Raw genomic sequence first — 16,453 nt, forward strand, 5'->3', positions numbered from 1 at the left:
CTCAGAAGGAGTATTCATTCCGGGGGGCGGGTTGGCAATCTCGCCTTAAGAGGTATGCCATTGCAGCCAGGCGGCGACGGCGGTGAAGATGAGGGCGATGAGGAGCCAGGTGCGGGTGGCGGGGTCGATGCGCCGTGCGTTGCGCGACCAGCGCAGCGCGGCGGCGACGAGGAAGACGAGCGCCAGCGCGGCAAGAACATGCTTCGCGGCCATGCGCTTCAGGCCCCCATGCCATCGAGCCATCGCTGCTGCCGCCAGGCTGGCGCCGCGGTGGGAAACAACGGCGTGCCGGGCTTCATCAGGCTCAGGTGCAGCGAAGCCGCCGCACGCTGGCGCTGGCTGCCTTCGCGCAACACGCGAATGCAATGCCCTTCTCCCGGCGGCTCGCCCATGAAGAAGCGCTGGCCCGCGGGGAACCGGTGCCTGTTGGCCTGCCACCATGCCCCGATCTTCCCGGGGTCGGGCCAGGGCAGGCTGTCGTCCTCGTCCATCGCCACGTCGGGGTCGCCGGGATCGTCGTTCGGGCCGGACACCAGGCCATCGGGCCGATCGCACTCGAGGTCCAGAAAGGCCAGGTCGAGCCCGGTGACGAGGCTGAAGGATTCGCCTGCAAGCCGGGCCAGTTTCGGATCGTGCATCTGCTCGATGAGCCATGCGATGCCATGCGGATCGCCCAGCTCGCCGGCACCGCGAACCAGCGTTCGGGCATGTGCCCGGTCTTTCGCAAACCCCGCCAGCATGGCGAGACCTTGCTCGGGCGTCGCGACCTTCAACACGATCGACAGCGCCTCCAGCCCGTGAAGTCCGCCCCCGGCCGCCATGGCTTCGAGCACGGCCATCGATGCGCCGCGGTCACCTGTCAGCAAGGCGGCGCGCGCGGCCTCGAAGGCACAGGAAGTGTTCGCGTCGCCCATCGCCGCGACGCAGGCGCCGCGCAGATCCATGCGGCCGCGCCTGCCCACCATGCGCAGCGCGCGTTGCCTGAGACCGGCATCGTCGTCGCCCAGTGCATCGGCAAGCGTGTCTCCCGGGTCCACGCCGTGCTGGTCGCAAGCCACCAGCCCCACTTCGCGCCACCAGGGGTCGCGAGCATCGAGCAGCGGTTGCACCAGTCCTCGCAGTGCGGCCGCCTCGACCCAACCGAACGCCGACAGAAGGCCGGCCCGCCCGTCGGGCAGTGCCGCAGCCGCGGCCAGCAGCCTGGAGAGCCGGTCCGTGTCGCGGTCTTCGATGGCGCGCACCGTGACAGCGAAGAACTCGGCCACGCCCGGACGCTCCAGCACCTGCAGGCACAAGGCCGCGCCCAGCGCGCCCGCGACGCCGATGCCGTCCAGGTGCGCCGCAATGCGTTCGTCGAGGCGCGCGAGGCGAGGCAGCCTCACGTGCGGCGCACGCACCAGCACCGAGCGCACGCGTCGCAGTTGAACGGCCTCGTCCACGTGCTGCTGCACCACCAGCGGCACCGGGGTACGGCGTGGCCGCGCGACAGCGGCTGGATGCTCGGCAACGGACATGGGGCAGCGCTCCCGGCTAGACCATCACCTGCCACCGGCCGCCGGCGATCAGCCCGACGCTGCGTCCGGCCAGCGACCACACGCCGTCGGGACCGGAGCGCAGCACGACGAACTCGTTCTTCTGCCGCTTGGCAATTGCCAGCGGCTGGAGCGATGCGCCGTCATACGTGTCGATGCCATCGACGTGTGCCAGATAGATCGCATCGCCCTCCGCGGCGATGCCCCAGTAGTCCCGCTCCATGTCGTCCGTTGCCACGGCCTGCCACTGGTCGGCGGCGCCGATCAGCAGCGTGTCGTTGTCGCCGCCGATGGCGAAGCGCCCGTCCGGCAGCCGGCACACCGTGTTCAGGCTCGAATTGCCCGGCAGGTCCAGCTTGTGCCAGGCCCGGCCATCGAAACGAGCGCCGTAGCCGTCCGAGGTGACGACCATGAAGTCGGAGGCGGAAGCGCCCGCGAGGTCTTCGATGGTCACGTCCTCGCCTTCGACCGTGAGTTGCGGCAGCGCCGCGAAGCGTCCGTCGGCGAACAGATAGACCTGCCCCACCGAACCCGCACAGACGACGTCCGCGCCAAGCAACCGCAATCGCCGCAAGGGCCCGAGGTCCTCCACGGCAGGATTGGAAAATCGCTGCAGCGACTGCGCAAGCGCCGCGTCGGTGGTGCCGCCGAGCCAGTCGAAGCTGATCAGCGTGCCGTTCTCGCCGAGCGCGTAGCCGGTGCCACCGGCACCCGCATCGATGGAGACGAGCTCGTCCCCTCCGAAGGAAAACGCAGCAACGGCGGCGTCGCGCACGACCAGCACGCGGTTGTCGGGGTTGTCGTAGTCATCGCCGACGGTGCAGCCCAGCAGCACCACGCCGGACGCCGGGTTGGCACCTTCCTGGATGTAGTCCAGGCGCTTGAGCACCTTGGGAAACGGGTTCATGAGCGGGTCCTTTCAGGCATGCTGCCTGGATCGCGGCAGCGGGTCGTTGGTCTTCACCGTGAGCTTCATGCGGCTGTGTCCGAGGGCCAGTTGGCGTGCCATGCATTTCTCGTCGCAGCCCTTGGAATCCCCGGAATTGATCTTTCCCTGGGCCGACTTGGCCGCGGTCTTGATGCCTTCCTTCAGCGTGTACTTCTTGCCCTTGTTGGCCGGGTCCTTGAACCACTTGTTCTTCTCGACCGTGTAGTTGCAGCCGACCTTGCCATGCTCGGTGTGCTTGGCATGCGAGGTGCCCTTCAGGCAGACGCAGGGCGCCTTGTTCGACACGTAGTTGGTGGCCGGGTCCGGCTTGCCGCGCCCCGCGTGGGCAACGAACTCCTTCGAGGGCAGCGGGTGGTGCGGCGTCATCTGCCTGGAGGTGCTGGGCGCGTTGCAGCAGGTGTTGGGCGAGTACGGCGCCAGCATGCATTTGCGCGCCTTGCAGCAGTCGCGCCCGTAGTCGTTGGCACCCGAGCAGTTGTCCTTGATGTCCTTGGCCATGGCCTTGCACGGGTGGCCTTTCACGTTCATCGCGATCGCATCCTGGTAGGGCCACGGAACCGCTTCGTTGGCCGTGCTGCCATGGTTGTGCGTGGTCAGGTCCAGATTGCGCACGACGTTCTCGCCCTCGACCTTCACGTCCATCGACCAGGCATTGAAGTAGACCTTGCCAGTGATCTTGCTGTTGATGATGCCCTTCTTGGGCGCACAGCCCGCCTCGTCGCCGGTGCTCTTCTTGAAGTAGCTCTTGTTCTTCAGCATCACCTCCTTGCCCGAAATCTTCACGCTGGTCGACCCGTTGGTGCAATCCGATGCGAGCCCCGTGTTCGGGTAGGGAATGGGCACGCCCGGCGGCGTGGCGGGTGTCTGCGGCGGCGTGAAGCAGACATCGGGAAAGGCGCAGATCGACTTGCCCGCCGCCGCCTTGCACGACACCTCCATGTTGTTGGCATAGACCTCGTTGCTCAAGACATCTCCTCCACGGCCTGGGTGTCCGGGCGGCAAAGCACTGCAGCGAAGCGGTACGACGCGTCGTCCGAGCCGTGGACCAACACCCGAGGCCCGCACGCGTAGCCCTTGCGCATCGCGGTCCATGCGGCGGCGATCGTGGTGACACCGGCCAGCGCCCCCGCCTCGCCGATGCCTTCCGCCGGATGCCACAGATCCAGCGTTCGCACATGCCCGCGCAGCGCGCGTGAGCGCGCCAGCGCCGCCTCCTTGAAGAAATACTGCTCGCCGGAAATATCGGCCACGATGAAGTCGACGTCATCCGCCAGCAGGCCCGCCTCCCGCATCGCCTGCGTGATGGCGGCGGTGAGCCCGTCGCCGCGCAGCGGCGTACCGCTCAACACGGGCGCCGGCTCGATGCCGGCGCCGATGCCGGTGCAGCGCAGCGTGTCGTCGGCGTGCGCCGCGGCAATCAGCAACGCACCGGCGCCTTCGCCGGGCATGAAGCCGTTGGAGTTGTCCTCCCGCAGCACACGGTCGAGGTCCACATAGTGTTTCAGTGCCGGCCAGGAGAGCAGCCCGTCGGCCGCAACGATCAGCACCTGCCCGCACCCCTGCTCGGCGATCAACCGTCTCGCCCGCTCCAGCGCCGCCAGCGCCGCCACGCGGCCGAGCGGAAAGATTGCCGAGTGCTGTTCGTCCACGCGCACGCCGAGCCCCGACCGGATGCCGTCGAACAGCGCGTCGTCGAGGTCTTCCAGCCGTCCGGGGCGCTGCTGCTCGGCCGTGCAAAGCAGAACCGGAAGTGCATCTCCCGCTGGCGCGTCCCGCGCGCCCACAAGGCACTCTTCGGCGGCCAGCAAGGCCATCTGCACAAGCTTGGAGACACCGACCCAGGGCGCATCGAGCTCGACCTGGTGCGCATGGATCCACTGGCCGTCGCGCCCGCGGAACCGGGTGATCGACGGGTTGGTGACGCTCGCGCGCAGTGCAGCGCAGGTCGACTCGGCGTCCAGGCCGAGGCTGGTGACGAGACCTACGCCGGCCACGGCCACGGCCACGCCGGTCATTCGAACGCCTCCAGGTCCGCATCGGCATCGGCCGGGGCACTCACGACGCGGATCGGAAAAGTCATCTCGTCGCGCGCCTGCCACCAGTCCTTGCCCTTGCGGCCGACGAGCACCTGCGACACCTCGAACATGTTGTCGCGCAGTGGCCGCGCGACGCGCCACTGCATGGTGAAGCGCTCCTGGTCGGGCTCGAAGACGATGGTGTCGAGCCGGGCGACCAGGTCTTCGCGCCTTGCGTTGTTCTTCGGAAAGACATGGATGGGCGCTTCGAAGAAGGGCAGCGCGAAATGACGCAGCCCATCGGGCGTGAGGTTCTCCAGCCGCACTTCGAGCGCAGTTTCGGGAATCGGAATCTGTTGGTCGAGCGGCGCTGCCTGGTAGTAGCGCTCGTCGAAGTCCGCCGGTGGAAACGGAAACCCGTTGTCCAGCCATGCCTGGTCGTAGGTGCCGGCATGGCAGGCGCGCTGCGGCCAGCCGCGGCCGACCGGCCCATAGGCCATCGGACGAAAGGTGCCGTCGGGGGCATCCACCAGGATGCCCGACTCCTCGGTGTTGGGCAGCGGGGTGCCGTCGACCCACGACGCCTTGAGCCGCTTTCGATAGCCGCGCCCCACGGGATTGGGCCCGTAGGCGCTGTGCTCGGCGGGGTCTTCGGAGGACTCGTCGACCCCGCCGAACGCGCACCCGTAGCTCAGGCTCATCGTCTCGAACGGCAAGGGCAGGCTCGCGCGAACCGCACCGAGACCGGCCTCCCAGACGCGATGGCCGACCACGTCGAAGCTCTTGCGCATCGGCCCGACATGCAGCCCGACGCGGGCGCGCGTGACCGGGCGGCCGCCGGGCGCGTGAGCGCTGCCGGCAAGCAGCACATCGCAGTGGTGTTTGCGTGGCGCGAAGTCGGCCTCGTGCAATGGCGCGCTGAAGCCCGGCGCACCGTTGAATGTGTCCGCCATGAGCAGCGGCACCTGCTCGTCGTGCAGGCGCACCGCTTCCCCGGGCCTCGGCAGCACGAAGGTGCCCTTGATCACGACGACGAGCAACTCCCTGCCACTGGGCTCCACGCCCATCGTGTAGCCGGTGACCATGCGGGTGGCGTTGATCAGTTCCATCGCATCCCGCCCTTCAGTTCAACTGGACCGATCCGCCCTTGATGCGATTGACCCCGCTCGAGACACTGGCGACATACGCCCCCCGGATCAGGATCTTGCCGGCCTTGGTGAGCGTGATGCTCGCCTTGCCGCAGCGCATGACCAACTGCTCGCGGGCGCCGACGACCATGCGCCGCCCGTCCTGCGAGACCTCGACCTGCCCCGGTAAATCCGCGAGCGGCCACCCCTGCGCCTCGCGGAGCACGCCCGTCACGATGGGCCGTGTTGCATCGCCCGCCTCGAAGACCAGTGTCACCTGGTGCCCGATGTGGGCACCGTGCAAATCCACCACCGTGCGTGCGCGTACGGCCGCACCGGACGGCTGGCCCGTGAACAGCACCAGCGGCGTGCTGCCCTCGTCCGCAAGCGCCACCAGCTCTCCCAGCAACACGGCCGGAAGGCTGGGCAATGGCTCCAGCCGCGCAGCCAGCAACTCGTCGATCGACTCTCGTTTGCTCATCGTGTCCTCGCTTGTGGAAATCAGTTCTGCAAGATCTTCGAACCCTTCATCACGATGTCGCTGCTCGCCTTGACGTTGATCTTTCCTGAGCCCTCGACTGTGATGTCCTTGCCCTTGATGACGATGGTCCCGTCCTTCTTCATCGTGATGCTGGCGCTGCCCGTGGTGATCGAGATCGAGTCGCCCGCGCTGATGACGAGGTTCTTGCCGACCGAGAGCGCGTCGTCTTTTCCCACGCTTGTCGAGCGCCCCCCGCCCACGCTGCGCGACTCGTCGGCGCCCACATTCGTCGACAGCGCCGCCCCCACATCCACCGACCGGTTCGCCCCGATGCTGCTCGACTGGTTCACCCCCACATTGATCGTCTGGCTCGCTCCCACCGTCACCGCCTGCATCGCCCCCACCGTGATCTCCTGCGCCGCGCCGATGGTGATGGTCTCGTTGATCCCCACCGTGTGCGTGCGCTGCAGCGCCACCGTCGCGCTCTCGCTCGCGCCCACCGTGATCGTGCGGTTCTGCCCGATGGAGATCGTCTCGTTCAGGTCCACCGTCTCCGTGCGGTTCTGATGGATCGTGATGGTCTCGTTCTTGTCCACCGTTTCCGTGCGCTGCCCGTGCACGGTGATGGTCTCGTTGTTGTCCACCGTCTCGGTGCGGTCGTGCTTGACGTGCGTGGTCTCGTCGTGGTCGATGGTCTTGGTGCGGTCGTGGCCGACCCAGTGCGTCTCGTCGTTCTCGACCTCGATGTCCTGGTTCTTCTCGGCGTGCAGGTACACCTGCTCCGAGCCCTTCTTGTCCTCGAAGCGGAACTCGTTGCAGTTCGAGGCGCTGCCCTTGGGCGTGGAGCGCGTACGAAAGCCGCTCTGCGTGTGCGAGCCGAACGGGATCGGCTGATCGTCGTTGTAGACGCGGCCCACGATGATCGGCCGGTCGGGGTCGCCGTTCAAAAAGTCGACGATCACCTCCTGCCCGATGCGCGGAATGAAATACCCGCCCCAGCCCTTGCCCGCCCACGGCTGCGACACGCGCACCCAGCAGGTCGATTTCTCGTCGCTCTTGTCGTAGCGGTCCCAGTGAAAGTGCACCTTCACGCGGCCGAAGTCGTCGGCATGGATCTCCTCGCCGGCCGGCCCCACCACGATGGCCGACTGCGGCCCCGGCATCACCACGCGGGGCGTGAGGCGCGGCGGGCGAAACGGCACGTCGATCGGCAGCGCGGTGATCAGGAAGGCGCTCGTGCCCTGCAGGTCGGTGCGCAGCGCGGGCGCACTGGCGATCAGCGCTTCGAGCGCGGGCCGCGCCTGGGCGTTCACCGCGTCGTCGTCGAGCGCTTCGCGCAGCGCCTGCTCGATCGGCATCCGTGGCGTGTTGTGGGAAATGCTCTCGTAGCCCGGATGGCTCGCCACGAAGGTGCAGGCCGCGATCACGTAGTCGCCATCGCGCGCGCCGTCGGGGTCGCCCTCGAAGCTGAAGCTGCGCCCCGCGGTCACGTCGGGCCAGGTGGTCAGCGCCCAGTGACGCTGGCGGCGCGCGACGATCTCTTCGCCGCGCAGCTTGCCCTTGTCGTCCGCATCGCCGCTCGAGAAATACCCGCCCTCGAATTCGAAGGCCTCGAACTCGGCCAGCTCGTGCTTGTCGGGCGCGCCGCCCGCGGCCACGAGCTTCTTCTTGATGGACTTGAAGTTGCTGTCCTGCGATGCATAGGTGCCGGTGTCGAACTGGCGCGCGCTCACCCAGCGCGAGATCTCGTTGTGGCGCGCCTCGGTGGCGTCGGTCGCCACGTGGCGCAGGGTGCCCTCGGCGGGCAGCTTGTCGTGTGCGATGTCGCTCGCGTCCGACAGGTGCATGGTGCCGGGCGCGTCGTGCGCGTCGAACCAGTAATAGATACCTTCGTCTTCCAATAGACGCGATAAAAACTGGTAGTCGCTCTCCTGGTGCTGCACGCAGTAGCGCCGCGGGTTGTGGGTGCCGATCACGTTGCCGGTCTTGGTCTTCTTGAAGCGCTTGATCGGGCTGTCTTCGAACACCGCGTCGAGCACCTCGAGCACTTTCTTGTCCTGCAGGATGCGCGAGTTGATGCGCTTGCAAAGCAGCCAGAACCACGAGCGCAGGCCGATGCGGTATTCGAAGTGCCGCCCCACGTGGCCGGTGCGTTCGAAGCGCACCGCATGGCCCTGGCAGTGGCGCTCGTGCACGCCGCCGTCCTTGTCCTGGAACTCGATGACCACGTCGAACGCGCGGCCCAGGATGTCCTTGGCGTCGAGCGCCCGGTTCTTCGACAGCACGGTGAGTTCGTAGGTGGACGGGCGTGCCAAGGCCTCGTGACCCACGATGCGCCAGAACATCAGTTCGCCGTTCGCGGGCGAATCGCTTTCGATACGGAACTCGTGATCAGCCATATGTTTCGGCTCAAGGCCTCCTCGCCCGTCTTTTCCGGTCTTTGGCTCTCTCCCACAGGCCTTGCGACCTGTCGTCGTGGTTGCGCCTCAGGGCGCCAGCAGCAGCACATTGGTCTGGCTTGGCACCACGCGAACGCCGGGACAGTTGGTGCTGTTCTGCAGGCTCGAGCTGCTCAGGCGCGTCGCGGGCATGCCGTTGAGCAGCACGGTGAAGGCACCCGTCAAATGCCGGCTCGGTCCCATCACGGTGCCCGAAGCCACGCCCAGCAAGACGCCGGCGTTGTCGCCATTGGTCATGGGAATGGTCGTTCCGAGGTTGTGGGCCGGACCGGCCATGATCAGGATCGTCGGGCAGTTGGGGATGGCCGTGGCACCCATGGCGATGTTCGGGTACGGCACCGGAATGGGGGACGGCGCGGCAGGCGTCATGCACACGTCCGGAAAGCCCGTGTCGGTGCCCATCATCTGGCAGTTGGCAAACATGGTGCTGCGCTCCTCAGCCGAAATGGATCTGTGCGCCGCGCGTCTTCACCAGCTTGCTGCCGTTGGCCAGCACATGTTCTGCCTGCATGCGCAGCAGCTGCTCGGCCTCGCACTCGATGTGGATCGCGCTGACGCGGTCGGTGCCCTTCGTCGTGCGCTGGTACTGGCGGCTGAAGTGGGTCACCCGGTCCATCACGCTGGTCAGGACCGAGCCCACGATCTTCACCGTGGTGGCCACGGCGCGCAGCTGCCGGCCGATGAGTTCGGCCACCCCGACCGTCAACACCGCGTGCTCCGCGACCACATCGAGTCGCTCGCTGCGCAGGCGCAGGGTGGTGGCTTTGATCTCCAGCGCGCCATCGCAGTGCAGCACGGCCGGCGTGTCGGCCGCGCGCTGCAGCACCGCGAGCACCCAGACCTCCTGCGGACCGGTTCGCACGCAGGCCACCTGGTCGCCGGGCGCCGGCAGCAGCAGGCAGCTGGCGGCGCGGCGCACCTCGAACGACTGCGCGCCGTCGTTCACCCGCAAGGCTGCGTCGCCGCACGCCTCGACGTGTGCGCTCCAGCAGGCCGGCGAGGCCGCCGGCTGCGGGCGTGCGGCGGTGGGGCGGCGGCCCCGGTGGGTGGCGACGGCGGCGTGCGAAGCAACGGTGTTCATGAGAGTTCCTTGGGGTCTTGTCGGGGCGGGTTTCATGCAGAGACGGCGGGGGGGCGCCATTGCTCGGCCTGCGCACGCTCGGGATCGGTCTCCAGCGCGCGAGCGCGGTCGCTCATCTGCGCGTTGTCGGTGCGGGTGCCATGCAGGCAGGTGCGAAACAGGATCGCGTCGCGCAGGTCGGCATCGGGCAGGTGGGCGTGGCTGAGGTCGGCATAGCTCAGTTCGGCACCCGACATGCGCGCACGCGCGAGGTCGGCGCCGGCGAAGTGCGTCTGCCAGAGGTCCGCACCGGTGAAGTTGCTGCCCGGAAGTACGGCGCCGGTGAACAGCGACTGGCGCAGCCGGGCTCCGGAGAAATCCACGTTCTCGCCCTGCGCCTCGCAGAACAGCGCCATCGGGGCGGTCACGCCCGCGAAACGGGCGCCATCGAGCCGGGCACCCTGAAAGTTGCAGCGAGGCAGCGTGTTGCCGCCGAAATCCGCGCCCCGGAGGTCGGCCGCGCCGAACTGGCAGGACTCGAGCGTGAGCCCGGCGAACGACAGGCCGGCAAGCACGGTCTTGACGAAGATCGTCCGCCGCAGCGAGGCACCGCTCCAGCTCAGGTGCGTCAGCGTGCACTCCATGACCGTGGCCTGGTGCCAGTCCGCCGCGTCGGCGCAGACGTCGACCAGGCTGCAGCCGCTGAACAACGCGGCGTCCAGGTTGGCCTGCGCCAGGTTCGCATGGTCCAGCCGTGTCTTCGTGACCACCGCCATCGACATCCAGGCCTCGCCGCATTGGGCGTGGGCCGCGCCGCATTCGTTGAACGTTGCGGCATGCAGGTTGGCGCGGCGCAGGTCGACATGGTCCATCTCGCAGCGGTTGAACACCGCGCGCCGCAGCTGCGCGCCGGACAGCAACGCACCGCGCAGATCGCATTCGTCGAACACCGCCTCGCGCAGGTCCGCGTCGCGCAGGTCGGTGCCGGACAGTCGCATCTTGGAGAAGGTCCCGCCGGCCAGCGAGCTGCCCGCATAGTGACGGCCCGACAGGTCGAACCCGCTCAGGGGCTCGCCCATGGCGACGGCAATGGTCAGGAGTTCCGGGCTCATCGGCGTGGCTCCCGGCCGGCGCCGGCAGGCGAGGTGCGCGAATGCCTCTTCATGGGCCGCTTCATGGCGCCGCCTGCTGTTCGGGCGTCAGGCGCGGCCAGGTGCGCGCGCGCGTGAGCAGCGCCTGGTCGAAGCGCGTGTCGCCACTGAGCCGCACGCGTGCAAGGTCGGCGCCGAAGAGATTGCTCTGCCGCAGATCGGCGCCGCGCAGGTCGGCGTGCTGCAGCACTGCGTTGCTGAAGTTGGCCCCCGCCATCCGGGCGTGCGCCAGGTCGGCCTTGCACAGCAGCGCGCCCTTGGCAGAGGTCAGGCGCCAGTCGCTGCGAGCCAGCCGCGCGCCGATCAGGTTGGCGCCGTCCAGCATGCTGCCCACCAGCGACACCTGGCTCAGATCCATGCCACCGAAATTGGCGGAACCCAATGCAGCATGGCCGAGGTCTGCGCCGACCAGGCTGCAGCCTTCCACGAACACCACGCCATCAGCCAGCACCCCGGACGCATGGACGCCGTCGAGCCGGCACTGGACGAAAGTGGCGCGTGCCATGTGCGCCGCGCGCAGATCGCAGCCGCGCAGATCGCACTCGATGAAATTGGCATCGTCCAGCACGGCTTCGGTGAACACCGTGCCGCGCAGGTCCTGCTTGTAGAAGAGCTGTCCGGCGGCCTGGGCGCGCTGCAGGTCGACCCCGCCCCACACCACGTCCAGCCAGGAGGCCCCCTCCAGGCGAGCGCCGCGCAAGCGCGCGCCGGTCCAGTCGCTGCCGTCGAAGCGGGCGTTGCTGCAGTCGGCATCCTCGAGCACCGCGCCGACCAGGCGCGCACCTCCGAGGTTGGCGCCGACCAGCGAGGTTTCCACCGCGATCGTGCCGCGCAGGTTGGCGTGCGCAAGCACCGCGTGGGACAGGTTGGCGCCCGACAGGTTGGCGTTCTCGAAGTTGGCGCTCTCCAGCCAGGCGCCTGCGAAATTCACGCCCCGCAGATCGAGTCCGCTGAAGTCGGCGCCCGTCAGGTCCATGCCGCTGAAATGCTTCAGGCCAGCCGGGACCGCCACCGCCATCTCCGCGCGCAATTGCGCGGCGGCGGCCGGCGCCATCGGCGCCACCGGCGGTTGCAGGTGGGCGCCTGCCAGGTAGCCGGTCACTTCGACCAGCTCCTTCTCGAGCAGTGGGCCATAGACGGCCCGTGCGTCGAAACTGCGGTTCGCGCCTTGTGCCGCGCTGCGCAGCCGCTCCACCTCGCGCTCGGCCTTGAAGACCGGCGGGCCCCGATGCTGCAGCGCCGCGAGGTCGATGCCGCGCTCGGCGGCAAATTCGATCGCCTTTTCCATCTGGATCAGCGTGCCGTTGAGCGCTTCCCACTGCTGGCGTTCGGCTTCCTCGATCTTTCGTTCCAGGTACTGCGCCAGTTCATCCGGCGGTGGCTGAGCCTCGCGCTCGGGCATGACGATGCCCAGCGCGTCCGGGTCGCGTCCGGCGGCGCGCGCTTCGTCGCGCGCCAACGCCACTTCGATCTGGGCACGCCGGACCTGCGCCTCGGCCTGCAGGCCCTCCATGGCGAATGCCTCGCCGGCCTGCAGCGCCGCGGGGTCGCTGGCGTCGAGCCCGGCGGGCAGCAGGTCGCTGTCGCGCAGGCTGTGGACGGCGCCCATGCGCGGATCGGCGCGCTGGGCGAGCACCCGCAGGTAGTGGGCATCGTCCTTCGCTTCGCCGAGCCGCTCGACCGCACCCGTGAGGCCGACCACGTCCGAGCCGTCGTCGCGGGCCACCTCGGCGAGGCCGTGAAAGAGCAGCACCAGCCGCTCTGCATGCGGGAAGAACCATACGGTCGTCGCACGCATCGGCACCTCGCGCAGCTTGGGCTCGCTGCCGGCCACCGCATAGCTGGCGAAGACGCGCGCCCGCAGGCCGGGCAGGCGGCCTTCGATGCGCGGCTCGCGTGGATGCAGGTTTTCCAGCACGAAGGGTTCGTCGCCGCGCAACGGCCCGCCGAGCCACTGGTCCGCCGGCGCGAGGTTGAAATAGCGCCAGTCCAGATCGGGCGCGAACCCGGGCGAATGCATCTTCAGATAGTCGGCGTCATAGGTGCCACGGTACTGAAGGCGCTGGGGGTGTCCCGGGTCCAGCCGATGCCAGCCCGCAGGCTGCGCGGCATGGTCCGGCTGGCGCAACGGATCGTCCGCGCGCTCGATGTTGGGCAGCGGCCGATGGCCGTCGCGCAACTGCCGGCCGACGCCCGCCGGGTTCATGGGCATGTCCGGTCCGCCATAGGCATGCGCCCAGTCGATGGGCATGCTGTCGAAGGGCTGCGGCGCACTGGCGCGGGTGCCGTCCCAGAAACGGTGGCCGAACACCAGCAGGGTCTTGCTGGTGCCGCCGAGGCTGGCGCGCACCGCGCACGCCGTCTGTTGCTGCTGCGGGGGCGGAAAGGCCTTGCCGTGCACCAGGAACTCCGGCGTGAGCTTGGCCACGCCTTCGTCGATCAGCGGTTCACCCATCTCCGCGGCAAGGAAGTCCCACATCGACTGCTCGCCCCAGAGCGCCCCCTTTTCGCCCTGCGCGAAAGGCACGTGCAGGGCCGCGGTGATGCAAAGACCGAAACGCTGTCGGTATTCGATCGGCCTCGTGCTCAGGCCCATGGCCTGCGGCTTGACGACTTGCATGCGGCGCTACCTCAGGGCTCGCCCGAGCCGGACGAGTTCGGACCAGGCTCGGAGGAGGTCGGCCCGTCGGTCTGCGACGAGTTGGGGCCGCTGTCGGGCGTTGGTGTCTGGGGTGCCGGATTGGCGGGCGGCGGTTCCGGCGGCACCGAACCATCGTCCAGAGGCTTGAGCGCATCCGCCTGGTCGCCCGCGTCGCTGCTGGCGGCCCGCGTCATCGCCCCGATGGGGCCGCCCACGACCGCACCGGCCGCACCGCCCACCACACCGCCGACCGCCGTGCCCACCGGGCCGAAGATGCCCCCCACACCCCCCACCACTGCCGCGCCGGTACCGGCGCCAATGGCCGTGTCGGTGCCAAAGTGCGAACCGGCCAACGAGTGCCCTTGTTCCAGGCGTGCGTCGCCCGCATTGGCCATGCGGTTCAGCCGGCCCTGGAGCCCCGGCACGGACGCGCACGCCGGATCATTGGCTGCCGCGCGCAGTTGCGCGACCGCGTCCTCGTACTGTTTGAAGGTGGCCTTGACACCGGCCCTCCCGGTATAGATGCCCCAGATGGCGCTCACCGCCGAGAAAGCGGCTGCCAGCTTGTCGATACGGGGCGTGGCATTGCCTCCGCCGCCTGCGCCGCCCGCCTTGAGGATGTGGAACGGCGCCTCCTTCAGGTCGCCGTTCTTGCGCTCGATCCCGATGGCCGCCACCGAGATGATCTGGATGGCCACCGTGTTCTCTATCTGCATGCCCAGGAAGTTGCTCATGGCCAGGCCGACCGCGTTGTCGGTGCTCATGCCCAGGAAGGTGGACTGCGCCATGCCCAGGTTGGCTTCGGAGTTGTTGCCGATGTAGCCGCTCGTGTTGGCCCCGAGCACGGTGGTGTTGGAGCCGAGCGATGTCTGGTTGATGTCGCCGACCGCGATCATGTTGATGTGCGTGTTGCTCACCAGGGTGTATTTCTGGAACGCCGCGGTGTACGGTGCCGCGCCCCCGTCCCAGTTGATCGAATTGCCGCCGGTTACCTTGAACTCCATGTGGCCGGCCTCGAAGGTCATGCGCGCGGCCTTCTGGCTCATGTTGCCGATCACCGCGATCGTCTGGTTGCCCTTCACGAAGCGGCCCTCGTTGCCGCCCGTGGAGTCGGTGCGTTTACCCTTGACGTCGATCGTGTGATTGCCCTTGACCAGCAGCGCGTGGTCGGCATCCACATGGGTGGTCTGGTTGCCGACGATGTGGTTGTCCTGGTTCTGGCCGACCGTGAGCTTCTGGAACTGCTGGATGCTCGTGGTGTCGTTGTTCTGCACGGTCAGCTTGCGGTCCCGCACCACGGTGGAGGTCTGGTCGCGCTTGACAGTCACCGTCTGGTCGCGATCCACCTTCGTCGAATCGTCGCGCTCCACGCTGCGGCTCATGTCCAGCTCGGCGTGGATGTTGATGTTCTCCTCGCCCTTCTTGTCCTCGAACATGATCTCGTTGTAGTTCGCAGGGCCGCCGCCGGGCGTGGAGCGGGTCTTGAAGCCGCTCTGCGTGGGCGACTTGTACGGAATCGGCTGGTCGTCGTTGTAGACGCGGCCGACGATCACCGGGCGGTCCGGATCGCCGTTCAGGAAATCGACGATCACCTCCTGTCCGATGCGCGGAATGAAATACCCGCCCCAGCCCTTGCCGCCCCAGGGCTGCGACACGCGCACCCAGCAGGTCGACTTCTCGTTGCTCTCGTCGTAGCGGTCCCAGTGGAAGTGCACCTTCACGCGGCCGTGGTCGTCCACGTGCAGCTCATCGCCGGCGGGGCCGACCACGATGGCGGTCTGCGGGCCGGGCATGGTCACGCGCGGCGTGAGGCGCGGCGGCCGGTAGGCGCGCTCCATCGGAATCGCGGTGATCAGGAAGGCGCTCACGCCCGGCTGCGCGCTGTTGAGCATCGGCGTGCCGGCGATCAGGTCTTCCAGCACCTGCAGCGTGTCGGCGTTCACCGCATCGTCGCGCAGCACGTCGGCCAGGGACGCATGCACCTGCTGGGGCGTCGCCCCGCCGGTACCCACGCTTTCATAACCGGGGTGGCTCGCCATGAAGGTGCAGGCCGCGATCACGTACTCGCCGTTGCGCGTGCCGTCGGGGTCGCCCTCGAACTTGAAGCTTCGTCCTGCCGTCACGTCGGGCCAGGTGGTCAGTGCCCAGTGACGGTCGCGGCGCGCGTTGAGTTCCTCGCCGCGCATCTTGGTGCGGTTCTCGCCGTCGTCGCCGGTGAAGTAGCCGCCGGGAAATTCGAACTCCTCGAAATCCGCCAGCTCGTGATCGTCCTTCGCGTCGATGCTCGGAGACAGCTTCTTCTTGATCGCCTTGAAGTCGCTGTCGCGCGAGGCCTGCTTGCCGGTGTCGAACTGGCGCGAGCTCACCCAGCGCGAGATCTCGTTGTGCCGCGCCTCGGTCGCATCGCTGGCCATGTAGCTCAGCGTGCCTTCGACCGGCAGCTTCTCGTGCGCCATGTCGCTCGCGTCCGACAGGTGCATGGTGCCGGGCGCATCGTGCGCATCGAACCAGTAGTAGATGCCCTCGTCCTCCAGCAGGCGCGAGAGGAACTGGTAGTCGTTCTCCTGGTGCTGCACGCAGTAGCGCCGGGGCGTGTGGGTGCCGATCACGTTGCCGGCCTTGGTCTTCTTGAAGCGCTTGATCGGGCTGTCTTCGAACACGGCGTCGAGTACTTCGAGCACCTTCTTGTCCTGCAGGATGCGCGAATTGGTGCGCTTGGTGAGCAGCCAGAACCACGAGCGCAGCGTGATGCGGTATTCGAAATGCCGCCCCACATGCCCCGCGCGCACGAAGCGCACCGCGTGGCCCTGGCAGTGCCGCTCGTGCTTGGCGCCGCCCTTGTCCTGGAACTCGATGACCACGTCGAACGCACGGCCCAGGATGTCCTTGGCATCGAGCGCCTTGTTCTTCGAGAGCACCGTGAGCTCGTAGGCCGAGGGGCGCGCGAGCGCCTCGTGACCCACGATGCGCCAGAACATCAGGTCGTCCTTGGCGGGTGAATCGGTCTCGATGCGGAACTCGTGGTCGGCCATTTTTTG

At 68.0% G+C, this 16,453-nt stretch carries 13 protein-coding genes; all 13 read right to left on the reverse strand.

Annotated elements, in window-relative coordinates; genetic code table 11:
- Window positions 1-45: 45 nt before the first annotated feature.
- On the reverse strand, window positions 46-213 hold the full coding sequence (locus tag NU688_RS20510) for a hypothetical protein (RefSeq protein WP_257862640.1): 168 nt from the start codon (window positions 211-213) through the stop codon (window positions 46-48).
- Window positions 214-218: 5 nt separating this feature from the next.
- Complete coding sequence (locus NU688_RS20515; protein WP_257862641.1) at window positions 219-1,514, reverse strand: TIGR02270 family protein; 1,296 nt, start codon at window positions 1,512-1,514, stop codon at window positions 219-221.
- Between the two features lie 16 nt (window positions 1,515-1,530).
- Window positions 1,531-2,439, reverse strand: coding sequence for a hypothetical protein (locus NU688_RS20520; RefSeq protein WP_257862642.1), 909 nt, complete (start codon window positions 2,437-2,439; stop codon window positions 1,531-1,533).
- Between the two features lie 12 nt (window positions 2,440-2,451).
- Complete coding sequence (locus tag NU688_RS20525; protein WP_257862643.1) at window positions 2,452-3,447, reverse strand: PAAR-like domain-containing protein; 996 nt, start codon at window positions 3,445-3,447, stop codon at window positions 2,452-2,454.
- Window positions 3,444-4,496: a hypothetical protein gene (locus NU688_RS20530; RefSeq protein ID WP_257862644.1), complete on the reverse strand. Its 1,053-nt coding sequence runs from the start codon at window positions 4,494-4,496 to the stop codon at window positions 3,444-3,446. The genes NU688_RS20525 and NU688_RS20530 overlap by 4 nt, the downstream gene beginning before the upstream one ends.
- Window positions 4,493-5,605, reverse strand: a complete 1,113-nt coding sequence (locus tag NU688_RS20535) for a DUF2169 domain-containing protein (RefSeq protein ID WP_257862645.1) — start codon at window positions 5,603-5,605, stop codon at window positions 4,493-4,495. Before NU688_RS20535 ends, NU688_RS20530 begins: the two co-directional genes overlap by 4 nt.
- Window positions 5,606-5,618: 13 nt before the next feature.
- The gene (locus NU688_RS20540) at window positions 5,619-6,104 is read right to left on the reverse strand and encodes a DUF6484 domain-containing protein (RefSeq protein WP_257862646.1); all 486 of its coding nucleotides are present in this window, start codon (window positions 6,102-6,104) and stop codon (window positions 5,619-5,621) included.
- 20 nt (window positions 6,105-6,124) lie between these two features.
- A complete protein-coding gene (locus NU688_RS20545) occupies window positions 6,125-8,503 on the reverse strand; it encodes a type VI secretion system Vgr family protein (RefSeq protein WP_257862647.1) in 2,379 nt (792 codons plus the stop codon).
- An 87-nt stretch (window positions 8,504-8,590) separates the two neighbouring features.
- Window positions 8,591-8,986 carry a DUF4150 domain-containing protein gene (locus NU688_RS20550; RefSeq protein ID WP_013539039.1) on the reverse strand — a complete coding sequence of 132 codons (396 nt, stop codon included), beginning with the start codon at window positions 8,984-8,986 and terminating at the stop codon, window positions 8,591-8,593.
- A gap of 13 nt (window positions 8,987-8,999) precedes the next feature.
- Window positions 9,000-9,644, reverse strand: coding sequence for a DUF3540 domain-containing protein (locus NU688_RS20555; RefSeq protein WP_257862648.1), 645 nt, complete (start codon window positions 9,642-9,644; stop codon window positions 9,000-9,002).
- 32 nt (window positions 9,645-9,676) lie between these two features.
- Window positions 9,677-10,735 carry a pentapeptide repeat-containing protein gene (locus NU688_RS20560; protein WP_257862649.1) on the reverse strand — a complete coding sequence of 353 codons (1,059 nt, stop codon included), beginning with the start codon at window positions 10,733-10,735 and terminating at the stop codon, window positions 9,677-9,679.
- A 61-nt stretch (window positions 10,736-10,796) separates the two neighbouring features.
- On the reverse strand, window positions 10,797-13,394 hold the full coding sequence (locus NU688_RS20565) for a DUF2169 domain-containing protein (protein WP_257862650.1): 2,598 nt from the start codon (window positions 13,392-13,394) through the stop codon (window positions 10,797-10,799).
- An 11-nt stretch (window positions 13,395-13,405) separates the two neighbouring features.
- Window positions 13,406-16,447 (reverse strand): type VI secretion system tip protein TssI/VgrG, encoded by a 3,042-nt coding sequence (locus NU688_RS20570; protein ID WP_308340317.1) that lies wholly within the window; start codon window positions 16,445-16,447, stop codon window positions 13,406-13,408.
- Window positions 16,448-16,453: the final 6 nt, after the last annotated feature.

Source organism: Variovorax sp. ZS18.2.2 (assembly GCF_024701975.1).
Taxonomy (GTDB): Bacteria; Pseudomonadota; Gammaproteobacteria; order Burkholderiales; family Burkholderiaceae_C; genus Variovorax.